Origin of the sequence: Streptomyces sp. NBC_01198, assembly GCF_036010485.1 — a bacterium.
Lineage (GTDB): Bacteria > Actinomycetota > Actinomycetes > Streptomycetales > Streptomycetaceae > Actinacidiphila.
The window spans coordinates 4,410,346-4,423,616 of record NZ_CP108568.1 but is presented as its reverse complement, the minus strand read 5'-3'; the positions used below and the strand labels follow the sequence as shown (position 1 = coordinate 4,423,616).

Sequence of the window (13,271 nt, the reverse complement as noted above, 5' to 3'; positions counted from 1 at the left end):
CCCGCGTCAGGCGTTCCACACCTGCAACTCCGAGAGCTGGCCCGCGGGCCAGCCGTCGTTGGCGGTGACGGTCACCCGGATGTAGCGCTGGGTGGACGCGGTGAAGGTGATCGTGACGGTGTTGTTCGCGCCCGGGGTGAAGGCGTAGGACGCGGACGACTTGAGGGTGGTGAAGCTGCTGCCGTTGGTGCTGCCGCTGATCGACAGCGTCTCGTTGCGCGCGCCCCAGCCGGCCGGCAGTTGCAGGACGACCTTGCTCACGCTCTGCGCCGAGCCGAGGTCGACCTGCGCCCACTGCGGGAAGGCGTTGTTGGCGCTCTCCCAGTAGCTGGCCTGGTTGCCGTCGGTCAGGTTCGACGACGGGTAGACGTCGGCGTGGCTGGACTCGCTGGTGGGCCGGCCGGCTGCCAGGTTGGTGCTGACCGTCCCGGTGCCGGTGCCCGTCAGGGCCACGGTGGTCGGGTTGTTGGCGGCGTTGCTGTTGATGGTCAGCGTGCCGTTGCGGGTGCCGGACGCGGTCGGGGTGAACTTCACCGCGACCGTGCAGCTGGCGCTCGCCGCCAGCGAGCTGCCGCAGGTGTTGGTCTGCGAGAAGTCGCCGGAGGCGGTGACCGAGCTGATCGCGGCCGTGGCCGTCCCGGTGTTGGTCACCGTCACGTTCTGGGCGCCGCTGGTGGTGCCGGGCGCCTGGGAGGCGAAGGTGAGCGAGGACGGGGTGACGGCCAGGGTCGCGGACGTCGGGTTGGTGCCGCCGCTGCCCGGGAAGACCTGGAGTCCGGACAGCTGGGCCGCGCTCCACCCGGAGTTGGCCGTGATGTTGACCCGCACGTAGCGGGCGGTGGCCGCGGTGAAGGTGATGGTCACCGTGTTGTTGTCGGCGCTCGGGTCGAAGGTCCGCCCGGCGGACGCCGACAGGGTGCTGAAGGAGTTGCCGTCGGTGGAGCCCTGGACGGACAGCGTCTCCGTACGGGTCGCCCACGCGGTGGACGGCGGCAGCTTCAACGTGACCTTGCCGACGCTGTAGTTCTGGCCGAGGTCGACCTGGACCCACTGCGGGAAGGCGCCGTTGGCGCTCTCCCAGTACGTGGAGGCGTCCGCGTCGGTGACGTTGCCGGGGACGAAGGTGCCGTTGCTGGAGCTGGCGGTCGCCGTGTGGCCGGCCGCGACGTCGGTGCTGCTGTCGATGCCGGCGCCGCTCAGCGCGACCGTGGTCGGGCTGTTGTTGGCGGTGCTGGTCAGCGTCAGCGTGCCGTTGCGCGTGCCGCCGGCGGTCGGCTTGAAGGTCACGGTCACCGCGCAGGTCGCGCCGACCGCGAGCGAGGAGCAGTTGTTGGTCTGGGTGAAGTCACCCGTCGCCGCGATGGCCGAGATGCTGGCCGCGCTGGTGCCGGAGTTGGTGACGGTCACCGTCTGCGGGGTGGCGCTGGAGCCGACGACCGTGCCGGCGAAGGACAGATTCGCCGGGTTGGTGTTCAGCACCGGGCCGGGCGCGATGCCGGTGCCGGTCAGCGTGACGGTGCTGGTGTTGCCGCCCGCGGTCACGGTCAGGGTGCCGTTGCGCTCCCCGCTCGCGGTCGGGTGGAAGGTGACGCTGACGGTGCAGGAGCCGTTGGCCGGCACCGAGGAGCCGCAGGTGTTGGTCTGCGCGAAGTCGCCGGAGGCGGACAGCGCGGAGACGGCGGCGGCCGAGCCGGTCGGGTTGGAGACGGTCACGGTCTGCGTGCCGCTGGTCGAACCGGTCGCGACGGAACCGAAGTTGAGCGCGCCCGGGGTGGCCGTGACGCCGCTGGCCGGGTAGGGCGGGAAGACCGGGGTGGGGAAGCCGCCGCAGAAGGGCGTGCCGGTGATGCCGGAGTTGCCGCCGCCGTCGGTGACGGCGAAGTTGCCGCCCTCGCAGCTGTAGACGGGTGTCGAGGCGCCGACGCCGGTCGCGGTGACGTTGGTGAACTTCGCGGCGCCGCCGGTCTGTTCCTGCAGGGCGAAGGTGCCGGTGCCCGCGATGGTCACGTTGTTGAGGTTGACCCCGCTGACGGTGCCCTCGACCCACTGCACGGCTTCGTAGGGGCTCTGCTCGATCAGCAGGTTGCTGACGTTGATGGGCCCGGTGATGGCGCCCTGGCTGCCGTCGAACCACAGCGCTCCGACACCGAACTGCCAGTTCGGGTCGAGGCTGCCGGCCCGGATGATGGTGTTGTTGGAGATGGTGGTGGTGCCGACCGGCGTGGAGGTGAAGCGCTGGCCGACGTGGATGCCGCCGCCCTGCGCGAGGCCGGTGTCCTGCACCAGGTTGCCGCTGACGGTGTTGTCGTGGCCGCCGTAGATCGCGATGCCGTTGGCCAGGATCTGCGTCTCGACGGTGTTGTTGGAGATCGTGTCGTTGGCGTCGGCGCCCAGCGCGGAGTCCGCCCAGGTGGCGATGCCGTCGTCACCGGTGTTGCGGATCTCGCTGTTGGTGATCGTCGAGTTGGTCACGCCGCCGTGGAAGTTGATGCCGTCGGCGGTGGTGTCGCGGATGCGCAGCCCGGACAGGGTCAGCTTGTCCATCGGGCCGTCCAGCCAGGCGCCGACCTTGAGGTGGTCGATCCACAGGCTGGAGACCGAGGAGTTGCTGAGCGCTCCGCCGATGCCGTTGACCTGGTCGCAGTCGTTGCGGGTGCCGACCTGGCCGAAGATGGCGAAGTTCGACAGGTGGACGTTGCTGCTGACGCCGCGGTTGCCGCCGACGCCGCAGCTGTCGGGCTCGCCGAGGCCGTAGAAGCCGGGGGCCGCGCCGGTGACCGTGGAGTACCACATGCCCGCGCCGGCGACGGTGACGTTGTCGACCGTGATGTGCCGGGGGATGTTGTACGTGCCCGGCGGGATCCACACGGTGCCGCCGGGGCCGGCCGCGCTGATGGCCGCGTTGAAGGCCGCGGTCGAGTCGCCGGCGCCGGTCGCGTCGGCGCCCTTGCTGGTGACCGACACCGAACCGGAGGGCTGCGGGAGGGCCGCACCGACCTGCTCGAAGTCGGCGAAGTCGATGGTGGTGGCGGCGCTGCCGCCGCTGGTCTGCAGGGTGAAGGTGGTGCCGGCCGGATAGGTCTGCGGCAGCAGCCGGTGGGCCTCGTCGTAGAAGTGGTGCGGGTTGCTGCCGGGCTGGTTGGTGAACGGGTAGCTGCCGTAGTACCAGCTGTAGGCGTTGGTCAGGGTGAAGTCGGGCTGGGCGGCGCCGTTGATGGCGAAGGACAGCGGGGCGGTGTAGACCGAGCCGCCGGAGCCGTCCGGGATGCTGTAGCGGAAGTCGATCGAGTTGGTCGCCACCGGGGTGGTGAAGGTGACGAACTTCCCGCTGCCCGACAGCGTGACGGCCTTGCGGTACGAGGCCTCGTCGGCGAGCTGGCCCGCGAGCCAGCTCGGGCCGATCTGGCTGCCGTTGGTGGCGGAGTTCTCGGCCTGCACCTCGACGTAGGGCAGGCTCGCGCCGCTGCCGCCGGTCGCGGCGGCGTAGGCGGGGGTGGCGGCGCTCAGGGCGAGCACACCGCCGGTGGTGAGCAGGGCGGTGCTGCCGACGACGGCGACCGCTCTTCTCAGGCCGGTGCGGCGGGGCGAACCGCCTGATCGTGGTGGCCTTCTGCGGCCTCGGAGGAAGGGGGGCGTACGGAACATCACGTGCTCCTTTCGACACAGAATGCCGGATCTGCACCGGTGGGGGTGGAGCGTCAACGCAAGGGGCACCGTAATGTCGCGGACACCGGTCCGCAATATCCACGCTCATCATTGCGAGAAAGTAACTTTCTTGCGCAAGATTCTGCGTTCACCAGCAGGGGGCGGACCGGTGGCGTAATTCAGCCGTAACGGGTCAACTCCGGGGCTTCTGCTGCGCTTTCATGACATTCCGCATCGCGTCGACCAGCGCGGACTCGAAACGTCCGACGTCCGAGCTGAGGTGCCGGGGGCCGCCGTGCAGCGCGGCGAGCGTGTCGTCGGAGAGGTACTCGGTGCTGTAACCGGTCAGGGTGACGGTGAACACCGCACCACCGTGCAGGACTTTGAGCTCCTCGCTCTGCCGGCTCAGCGTCTGCGCGACCGCCTCGTCGCCGAGCCCGGTGACCCGCCGCACGGACTCCACCGGCGTCAGATCCGTAGCGTCGACCCGGGCCTGGTCCTCGAACTCCGGCCGCGGGTCGGTGCGTTTGTGCAGGTCGATGGTCACGAAGATCTCGTAGCGGTCGGTGGAGTCGGGGCCGCCGGGCGCGCCCACCGACAGCGTGCAGCGGATCTGGTCGAGGGCCGGCCCGAGCCGGGCCGCGGCGGGTGACACCGCGGCGGTGTCTGCCGCGTGCAGCGCCGTCGTCAGCGGGGCCAGCGTGTCGCCCGCGCACGGGCTGTCACCGAGGGCGTAACCGTGCAGGTCGGGTGGCCCGTCGTGTGCCACCGCCCAGGCCCGCAGCCCGCCCGCCCACAGCGCGGAGGCCAGCAGCACCCCGCCGGCCCCCCACACCCACGGCCGCCGCAGCCCGCCCCAGCGCGGCGCCCGGTCCGCGTCGCTGATCACCTCGGCCCCGCCCTCGTCGGGACCTCCGGTCATTTCCGGCTCCGATATCACGGCTGCTCCTCGCGATGGCGTGGGCGCCGCCCGGAAGCGGAAGCGGAACCGGCGGCGTACGGACGACCGTACGCCGTGGGCCCCTCCGGCAGAGCGGGTGCGGGCCGATCACATCCGTTCGCCGTGGTGGTCGACCACCAGGGTGAGCAGCCGGACGAGTTCGTCCCGCTCGGCCGCGCTGAGCGGAACCAGCAACTCGCCCTCGCCGGCCGCGATCAGGCCCTGGAGCCGGTCGAGCCTGCGGCGGCCGTCGTCGGTGATCGTGATGACGTTGCGCCGCTTGTCGGCATGGTCGGGGGTGCGCTCGACGTAGCCGCCGTCGGCGAGTTCGTTGAGCACCGCCACCATGTCGCTGCGGTAGATCCCGGCCCGCCGGCTCAACTCCGCCTGGCTGGCGGGTCCGTACTCCTGCAGCGAGGCGAGCACCGCGTAGTGCCACTTGCGGGCGCCGACCGCCGCCAGCCGGTCGCCGACCAGCCGGTCGCCCTGCGTGGCGGCGAACGCGAGCAGCCGGCTCGCCAGGGTGCGCAGGCGTTCGGGTGCGGGCCGGGAGGAGTCCATGGCGGGATTCTACTCCGTTGCGTTAGTAACACTAACGATGTAGCTTCGTTAGCGTGACGAACGTTCACAGCACTAACACCCTGCGGAGGCCGCCATGCCCGCCATCGACGTACTCGACTCGACCCTGCACTACGAGGAGACCGGCAGCGGCACACCCCTGGTGCTGCTGCACGGCAACCCCGGCACCTCCCGGGTGTGGCGCAACGTCGCCCCCGGCCTCGGCGCCGGCCGCGTCCTGGTTCCCGACCTGATCGGCATGGGCGCCTCCGGCAAGCCGGACATCCCCTACTCCTTCGCCGACCACGCCCGCTACCTCGACGCCTGGTTCGACGCGCTGGGCCTCGACCGGGTCGTCCTGGTCGGCCACGACTGGGGCGGCGCCCTGGCCATCGACTGGGCCGCCCGGCACCCCGGCCGGGTCGCCGGCATCGCCTTCTTCGAGACCATCCTCAAGCCGCTGAGCAGCGAGGACCTCTCCCCGCAGGCCCGCGAGCGCACCCGGATGCTGCGGACTCCTGGCGGCGGCGAGGAGATGATCAGCGGCGAGAACCGGCTGGTGCGGACCGCCTACACCGGCGGCGTCCTCACCCCGCTGTCCGAGGAGGACCTGGCGCCCTACCTCGCCCCCTACCCCACGGTGGAGAGCCGCCGCCCGCTGCTGGCCTGGGCCCGCCAGATCCCCGTCGACGGCGACCCCGCCGAGCTGATCCCGCGCATCGAGGCCTACGGCACGTGGCTGGGCGCCTCCCCCGAGGTCCCCAAACTCCTGCTCACCTTCACCGGCTCCCCCACCCTGCTGACCGGCCCCGCGCTCACCGACTGGTGCGCCGGCCACATCTCCGCCCTGACCACGGTCCCCTGCGGCCCGGCGGGCCACCACGCCGCCGAGGACCGCCCCGCCGAGATCGCCAAGGCGATCGCCGAATGGCTCGACACCCACGGCCTGCGCTGATCCGGAGGACGCGCTCCTGACCCCTGCGGTGGCCGGATTACGATGCCGGGCATGGGGAGAGCGCTGGCGGGGATTCTGCAGGACGCGGCCGGCGGGGTGTTCCCGCCGGCTGACGGCGGAGTGACGGTGGTCCCGCAGGGCGGGGTGCGGGACGCCGGGGTGATCGCCTTCACCGCGCACGCGGTGGTCTTCACCGACGAGGATCCGGCGTGGGTGCGGGCGGAGCTGGCCGCGGCGCGCTGTGACGCGCTGGCCGCCGCGATGAACCCGCGCTTCCTGGCCGCGCTGCTCGACCGGACGGGCCGGCGTACCGACACCATCGACCTGCTCACCGTGGCGGCCCCGCTGGCCGGCGACCCGCCGCTGGCGCTGCGGGAGATCGAGGACCCCGCGCATCCGCGGGTGGTCCGCGCGCTGGCCCGGCGCGACGGCGTGCGGGTGTGGGCGGCGGACGGCGGGCTGCTGGTGCTCGGGCGCGGGGTCGCCGGTCGCTGGGAGGCCGCCGTCGAGGTCGAGGAGCCCGCGCGGCACCGCGGCCTCGGGCGGGCGCTGGCGACCGCCGCCCGCCACCTGGTCCCGGGCCCGGTCTGGGCCCAGCAGGCCGCGGGCAACGCCCGCAGCGTCCGCGCCTTCCAGGCGGCGGGCTTCCGCCCGGTCGGGGCGGAGTCGCTGCACGTGCTCGGCTAGGCGTGTCCGACACATCCCGCCCGACCCGCGGCGCCTGGCACGGGCCAGGACCGTCAGCCCGGTATGGAGCCCCCTGACGCGCAGGCCGTGACCAGGCGTGCGGCCCTTCTTCAGCTGCACCATGCGCCGCGAGTGACCGGGGTCACACGCGGTTTCCGCCGCCGCGTGTAGACCGCGCGCCGCGTCCCGGTCGTATGCGGGGTGAGGAAGAGCAAGGGGGGCCGCGGGTGACCGCTGAGGAGTTCGAGGAGTTCTACGCGCACGCGGTCGGGCGGCTCACCGGGCAGCTGTACGTGATGCTCGGGGATCTGCACGAGGCGCAGGACGTCGTGCAGGAGGCGTTCGTACGCGGCTGGGACCGGCGGCGGCAGCTCACCGGGGACGGCAACCCCGAGGCCTGGATCCGTACGGTCGCCTGGCGGCTCGCGGTGAGCCGGTGGCGGGGTCGGCGGCGGTCCGACGAGGCCTGGCGGCGGCACGGCGGTCCCGCGGCGGCCGAGCCGCCGGGGTCGGGCTCGGTCGCGCTGGTGTCGGCGCTGCGCGAACTGCCGCAGCACCAGCGCAGGACGATCGCGCTGCACTACGTGTGCGACCTGTCGGTCGAGCAGATCGCGGCCGAGACCGGTGTGTCCGGCAGCACCGTCAAGACCCATCTGGTCCGGGGACGGGCGGCGCTCGCGCGCCGGCTGCCCGAGTTGCAGGGGGAGGAGCCCTCCGATGCCTGAGCAACACGACCCGCTGCGCGCAGCGTTCAAGGCCGCCGCCACCGCAGGGCAGCATGCCGCCGTGGCGCCGCCGGTCATCGTGATCACCGCTCGCGGCGACCGCCGCCGCCGGGCGCGGCTGGCGCTGGTGGCCGCGTGCGCGTGCCTGGCCTTCGGGCTCATCGTCGGTCTGTCCACCGGGCTGCTGCTGGGCGACGGCCGGCCCGCGCTCCCGGCCCACCCGGCGATCAGCACCACCGTCGACGTCACAGATTCCCCCTACGGCCCCTTCACGTACGGCCCCAGCACCTCCCACGGCATCCCCGGCGGCGCCGGGAACGGCCCGCCCGACTACGGGGCCACCACACCGCCGCCGGCCGCCCCGCCGGCGAGCACCACCGCCGGCGGCACCCCCACCCAGCCGGCGGGCAGCGGGACGTCGACCCCGTAACACCGCCCGCCCGCGCTCACCCCCCGCCGCCGGGCCATGCCGGCACGTCCCGTCCCGCGTCCCACCCGCCTCACCCACCCCTGGAGTCCCAGCGTGCACGACACCCAGGCACCCTCCACCCGGGTCCCGGCCCCGCCCGCCCGGGTCGCCGCGGGGCTGCGGCGCCCGGCCCGGCGGCCGGCCGCCATCCCGCGGCGACCGTGGCGGGGTGCCGCGCAGTCGCCGATGGACCGCAGCGTCCTGTGGCTCTACGCCGCGACGAGGGTCGGCGTGTGGCTGACCGCGTACTGCGCGGGCTGGCTCTTCGCCGGGGACGGCAGCGGGCGGGCGGCACCCTCGCTGCTGGGCCGCTGGCAGCAGTGGGACTGGGACCACTACCTGAAGATCGCCGAGCACGGCTACTTCGGCGGCCCGCCGGGAAGCGGCGGCGCCCCGACCGCCGACAACCGCGAGGCCTTCTTCCCGGGCTTCCCGCTGCTGCTGCGGGCGGTGCACGCGGTACTGATACCGCAATGGACCGCCGCGGGGCTGGCGATCTCCTTCGTGGCGGGCGCAGTCGCCGTGCTGGCACTGGCCCGCATCGCCCGGCTTGAGGCGGTCACCGCCGGCCGGCCGGGTGCCGGGTCCGGGGACGACGCCGGGCGGCTTGAGGCGGTCACCCCCGGCCGGCCGGGTGCCGGGTCCGGGGACGACGCCGGGCGGCACGCGGTGTTCTACCTGCTGCTGTCGCCCTGCGCCGTCTTCCTCGCCGCCGGCTACACCGAGGCCCTCTTCCTCGCCGTGGCCCTGCCCTGCTGGCTGGCCGCCCGGCAGGGGCGCTGGGCGGCGGCGGGCCTGCTGGGGTGCGCGGCCTGCGCCGTACGGGTGAGCGGGCTGTTCCTGGCCGCCGCGCTCGTCGTGCGGTTCGTCACCGCGGGGCGGGAGGCGCGCGGGTCCTGGTGGCCCGCCGGATGGCTGGTGCTGCCCGCGCTGCCGGCCGCCGCGTACTGCTGGTTCCTGCACGCGCGCACCGGGGACTGGATGGACTGGAAGCACGCGCAGGAGCGCGGCTGGTACCGCCGGTTCGACTCGCCGTGGCAGGCCTGGGGCCACACCTGGCACGCGGCCTTCTCGCACACCCAGAGCACGCCGTACGCGCTGCTCTTCCAGTTCGAGCTGGCCGCGATGGTGGTGGGCCTTGCCCTGCTCGGCCTGCTGCTGTGGCGGCGGCGCTGGGCGGAGGCGGTCTACCTGGCGCTGACGCTGTGGGCGCTGGGGACCTCGTACTGGTACATGTCCGTCCCGCGGGCCTCGCTGCTGTGGTGGCCGCTGTGGACGGTGGCGGCGGGCTGGACGCTGCGGCGGCCCTGGCTGCGTACGGCGTACGTGGCGGTGGCCGGGCCGCTGGCGACGGTGCTCGCCGTGGCCTTCACCTCGGGGCGCTGGGCCGGCTGAACCGCGGCATGACGCAGGTCACATCGGCCCGGTGAAATATCCGGGGACTCCCTCCCCGTTACATGCACGTGAATGAATAACCGGGGATGCAGTCCCCGGATGCCGTGCCCGACGTCGAGAGGAGTGACCACTGTGACCACCGTCGCTGATCCGGCCGACCTGGCCGAGAGAGCGGACAGCGTGACCGCGGGCGCCGTGCCCGCCGTGATCCGCACCCACCGGACGCGCGCTGACGCCTTGCGCAACCGGGAGCGGATCGTCGCCGCGGCGCGGGACATCTTCGTCGAGTTCGGCCCCGACGCCCCACTGGACGAGATCGCCCGCCGCGCGGGTATCGGCAACGCCACGCTCTACCGGCACTTCCCCGAGCGCCGCGCCCTGGTGCACGCCGTGCTGCTGTCCAGCGTGACCCGCACCGCGGACCGCGCCGAGACGGAAGTGGCCGCGGCGGCCGCAGGCGACGACGCGTGCGCCGCGCTCGGCCGCTTCGCGCACGCCGCCGTGGACGACAACATCGGTGCCCTGTGCGGACTGTTCGTCAACGGTGACGAGACCCGCTCCGCCGAGATCGCCGTGGAGAGCGCCCGCCTGGAGGGCGCGCTCCAAGAGCTGATGGAACGGGCCAGGACGGCCGGCCGCCTGCGGTCCGACGTGACCCTCAACGACCTGATGGTCGCCATCTCGCGGCTCACCCGCCCGCTGCCCGGCATCGACTGCACCGGCAGTGACCTGCACCGCCACCTGCAGCTGTTCCTCGACGGCCTCAAGACCTCGCACCCGTACCCGAACGACGACGAAGCGGGCGACGCGACGACGCGCACCCCGTAAGAGCCCCAGCGGCTCTGCCGACCTCCGCAGTTTTGTGCCACGCGTACCGAAGTGGATACCTCCATGTCCCAAATCGCCCGTATGGAAGCCGCCAAGACGGCGCTTCCTGATCCGCGCCGCTGGAAGGCGCTGGTCTTCATCTCGCTCGCCCAGCTGATGGTGGTCCTCGACTCGACCATCGTGAACATCGCGCTGCCGAGCGCGCAGCACGACCTCGGTATTTCCGACGCCAACCGGCAGTGGGTCATCACGGCCTACGCCCTCGCCTTCGGCGGGCTGCTGCTCTTCGGCGGCCGCATCGCCGACCTGTGGGGCAGGAAGCGCACCTTCGTCACCGGCCTGACCGGCTTCGCGCTCGCCTCCGCCGTCGGCGGTGTCGCGGGCAACGAGGCGATGCTGCTCGGCTCCCGCGCCGCCCAGGGCGTCTTCGGCGCGCTGCTGGCGCCCGCGGCCCTGTCGCTGCTCGCGGTGACCTTCACCGACACCAAGGAGCGGGCCAAGGCCTTCGGTGTCTTCGGCGCCATCGCCGGCGGCGGCGGCGCGGTCGGGCTGCTGCTCGGCGGCGTGCTGACCGAATACCTCAACTGGCGCTGGACCTTCTTCGCCAACATCCCCTTCGCGGTGATCGCCGCCCTGGGCGCGTACTTCGTGATCCGCGAGCCGGAGGGCGGCCGCAACCGCTCCCCGCTGGACATCCCCGGCGTGGTGCTGTCCACGCTCGGCCTGGTCTCGCTGGTCTACGGCTTCACGCGCGCCGAGACCTCCGGCTGGTCGTCGGTGTCCACCATCGGCCTGTTCGTCGCGTCCGCGGTGCTGCTCGCCACCTTCGCGATCGTCGAGTCGAAGGTGCGCTCGCCGCTGCTGCCGATGCGGGTGGTCACCGACCGCAACCGCGGCGGTACGTACCTCTCGCTGGGCCTGGCCATCATCGGCCTGTTCGGGGTCTTCCTCTTCCTGACCTACTACCTGCAGGTCGTCCAGGGGTACTCCGCGATCAAGACCGGCTTCGCGTTCCTGCCGATGGTCACCGCCTTCGTGGTCGGCTCCACCCAGATCGGTGCCCGGCTGGTCAACCGGCTGCCGGCCCGCGCGCTGATGGCGCCCGGATTCGGTCTGGCCGCCGTCGCGATGCTGCTGCTGACCCGGCTCGACGTGGGCTCGTCCTACCCGGGCGTGATCCTGCCCGGCCTGGTGCTGCTCGGCCTGGGCATGGGCTCGGCCTTCATGCCGGCCATGTCGCTGGCCACCACCGGGGTGCAGCCGCGTGACGCGGGTGTCGCCTCCGCGATGGTCAACACCTCGCAGCAGGTGGGCGGCGCGATCGGTACGGCCCTGCTGAACACGATCGCCGCGTCCGCGACGGCCGGCTACCTCGCCTCCCACGCGGCGGGCGCCGGCGGTGCGAAGCTGCTCCAGGCGCACAGCCTGGTGCACGGCTACACCCACGCGATCTGGTGGGCCGTCGGCATCGAGGCGGCAGCGGCGCTGATCGCGCTGACCTTCGTCAACGCCGGCCGCCCGAGCACGGTGCGGGTCGCTTCCAGCGAGGACGACGCCGCGACGTCGGACTCCACCCCGGAGTCGGTCCCGGTCGTCCTGCACTGACCGCCACCCCTCCCGCCCGACCCCGAGGCCCCGCCCACCAGGGCGGGGCCTCGTTACGTACCCGGCGGGGCCGGGATCAGCCCGCCGGCGGCGAGACGAAGCACAGGGCTTCCGCCGCCTGCCGGCCCTCGGCGAAGGTGTGGACCGCGGTGCCGAGGCCGGTCCAGCCGAGCCGGGTGTAGAGGCGGATCGCGGCGGTATCCTTGGTCAGCACGTCCAGGACGAGTCGCATCCCCCGGCTCCGGGCGTCAGCGACGGCCGCCCGCACGAGGTCTTCACCGACGCCCTTGCTCCGGGCCGCCGGAACCACGAAGAGCCGGGCCAGGACCCCCACCCCGCCTTCGGTGCTCACACCGCTCCGGTCGAGCCAGCGAGAAACGGCCTCTTCCCCGTCGGGTCGGCTGACCGCGACATGCCCGACGACGGTCCCCCCGATCTCCGCCACCCACGCGTTGACCATTCCGGGAGGTGTGAGCCACGCTTCGGGCTCGCTCACGCCTTCGACCGGATAACCGTCCGACTCGTGAACGGCGACGAGCCCGGCGGCCGCTGCCGGGATATCGCCCCGGAGGCGGGGACGAACGACCGGTGCGTCTTCGGCGGGGGCGTCATGGGCCATGGAAATTCTCCCTCAGCCACTATTCGACGGGGGCGTTGTAGTGCAGGCCGTTCATGTCGGCCCGCATGACGAAACGAGTCAGCTCGAACGGTTCGCCGTCCTGGTCGAGGCTGGTGTGGAGCACATCGAGCACCGGGACGCCGCGCGGCAGCCGGAGGTACTGGATCTCCTCGGGGGTCGGCATCCTGGCGGTGATCTCGTCGTTGATCCTGGTCATCACGTGCCCCCGCTCCTCCAGCACGCCGTGGATGCCGAACCGGTGCGGCACTTCCGCCTCGACCAGCCCCGAGCCTTCGGCGATGCTCCACGGGATCCAGGTCGTCACGCGGTACACGGGATCGTCGTCGGCGTAGAAGACGTTCTCCCTGCGCAGCAGTGATTTCCTGCCCAGGGGGACCTTGAGCTTCTCTGCGAGCTCAGGATCCGGCTGCACCCGCTCGATGCCGAGGACTTCGAAACGCCCGCGCTTCCCCTGCTTCGCGCATTCCAGAAGGAACGGGGACAGCTCCAACTGCCGGTACTTCGGCGAGTACCGGTCGCTCCCGAGACGGATGAGCGGCTTCTTCTCCCGGACGAATACGCCCCGCCCCCACTCCGAGGTGACGAGTCCCTGGATGCCGAGAACCTTCAGCGCTTCGTCCACCGTATTGCGCGCGACGTCGTACTGCCGGGCAAGATCGCGTTGCGACGGAAGCCTGGTGCCGGGCAGGTAAGTGCCGTCCTCGATCGCCTTGCGCAATTCCGCGGCGATCTGCTGGCTGCGCGGCCTCTTGTCTGCGGAGCCGTCCACCATGATCCCTCCTGACTGGCTCTGACCAGCCTAGTGCCTGGCTTGAGCCAGCTTC

At 72.5% G+C, this 13,271-nt stretch carries 12 protein-coding genes; 7 read left to right on the top strand and 5 right to left on the bottom strand.

The features are described from left to right. Positions 1-6 precede the first annotated feature (6 nt). The 3 genes from OG702_RS19925 to OG702_RS19915 all read right to left on the bottom strand — a co-directional run bounded on the left by OG702_RS19925 (position 7) and on the right by OG702_RS19915 (position 5,146). Positions 7-3,645 (bottom strand): choice-of-anchor D domain-containing protein, encoded by a 3,639-nt coding sequence (locus tag OG702_RS19925; protein ID WP_327290258.1) that lies wholly within the window; start codon positions 3,643-3,645, stop codon positions 7-9. Between the two features lie 193 nt (positions 3,646-3,838). Continuing rightward, a complete protein-coding gene (locus OG702_RS19920) occupies positions 3,839-4,567 on the bottom strand; it encodes a hypothetical protein (RefSeq protein ID WP_327290257.1) in 729 nt (242 codons plus the stop codon). Between the two features lie 126 nt (positions 4,568-4,693). Further along, positions 4,694-5,146 carry a MarR family winged helix-turn-helix transcriptional regulator gene (locus OG702_RS19915; RefSeq protein ID WP_327290256.1) on the bottom strand — a complete coding sequence of 151 codons (453 nt, stop codon included), beginning with the start codon at positions 5,144-5,146 and terminating at the stop codon, positions 4,694-4,696. Positions 5,147-5,240: 94 nt separating this feature from the next. Here OG702_RS19915 and OG702_RS19910 point away from each other — a divergent pair, with 94 nt between their 5' ends. From OG702_RS19910 to OG702_RS19880, 7 genes are all read left to right on the top strand, one after another. Further along, positions 5,241-6,098, top strand: a complete 858-nt coding sequence (locus tag OG702_RS19910; RefSeq protein ID WP_327290255.1) for a haloalkane dehalogenase — start codon at positions 5,241-5,243, stop codon at positions 6,096-6,098. Positions 6,099-6,149: 51 nt separating this feature from the next. Next, positions 6,150-6,785 (top strand): GNAT family N-acetyltransferase, encoded by a 636-nt coding sequence (locus OG702_RS19905; protein WP_327290254.1) that lies wholly within the window; start codon positions 6,150-6,152, stop codon positions 6,783-6,785. A gap of 194 nt (positions 6,786-6,979) precedes the next feature. After that, positions 6,980-7,510: a SigE family RNA polymerase sigma factor gene (locus OG702_RS19900; protein WP_442814479.1), complete on the top strand. Its 531-nt coding sequence runs from the start codon at positions 6,980-6,982 to the stop codon at positions 7,508-7,510. Then, entirely contained in the window at positions 7,503-7,940 is a 438-nt protein-coding gene (locus OG702_RS19895) for a hypothetical protein (RefSeq protein WP_327290252.1), read from the top strand. Before OG702_RS19900 ends, OG702_RS19895 begins: the two co-directional genes overlap by 8 nt. A gap of 93 nt (positions 7,941-8,033) precedes the next feature. Then, positions 8,034-9,374 (top strand): hypothetical protein, encoded by a 1,341-nt coding sequence (locus OG702_RS19890; RefSeq protein WP_327290251.1) that lies wholly within the window; start codon positions 8,034-8,036, stop codon positions 9,372-9,374. Between the two features lie 132 nt (positions 9,375-9,506). After that, positions 9,507-10,202 carry a TetR/AcrR family transcriptional regulator gene (locus OG702_RS19885; protein ID WP_442814478.1) on the top strand — a complete coding sequence of 232 codons (696 nt, stop codon included), beginning with the start codon at positions 9,507-9,509 and terminating at the stop codon, positions 10,200-10,202. A 63-nt stretch (positions 10,203-10,265) separates the two neighbouring features. Beyond that, the gene (locus OG702_RS19880) at positions 10,266-11,807 is read left to right on the top strand and encodes an MFS transporter (RefSeq protein ID WP_327290250.1); all 1,542 of its coding nucleotides are present in this window, start codon (positions 10,266-10,268) and stop codon (positions 11,805-11,807) included. A gap of 76 nt (positions 11,808-11,883) precedes the next feature. Here OG702_RS19880 and OG702_RS19875 read toward each other — a convergent pair whose 3' ends face one another. Continuing rightward, positions 11,884-12,426 (bottom strand): GNAT family N-acetyltransferase, encoded by a 543-nt coding sequence (locus OG702_RS19875; RefSeq protein ID WP_327290249.1) that lies wholly within the window; start codon positions 12,424-12,426, stop codon positions 11,884-11,886. Positions 12,427-12,445: 19 nt separating this feature from the next. Next, positions 12,446-13,219: a GntR family transcriptional regulator gene (locus OG702_RS19870; RefSeq protein ID WP_327290248.1), complete on the bottom strand. Its 774-nt coding sequence runs from the start codon at positions 13,217-13,219 to the stop codon at positions 12,446-12,448. Positions 13,220-13,271 lie beyond the last annotated feature (52 nt).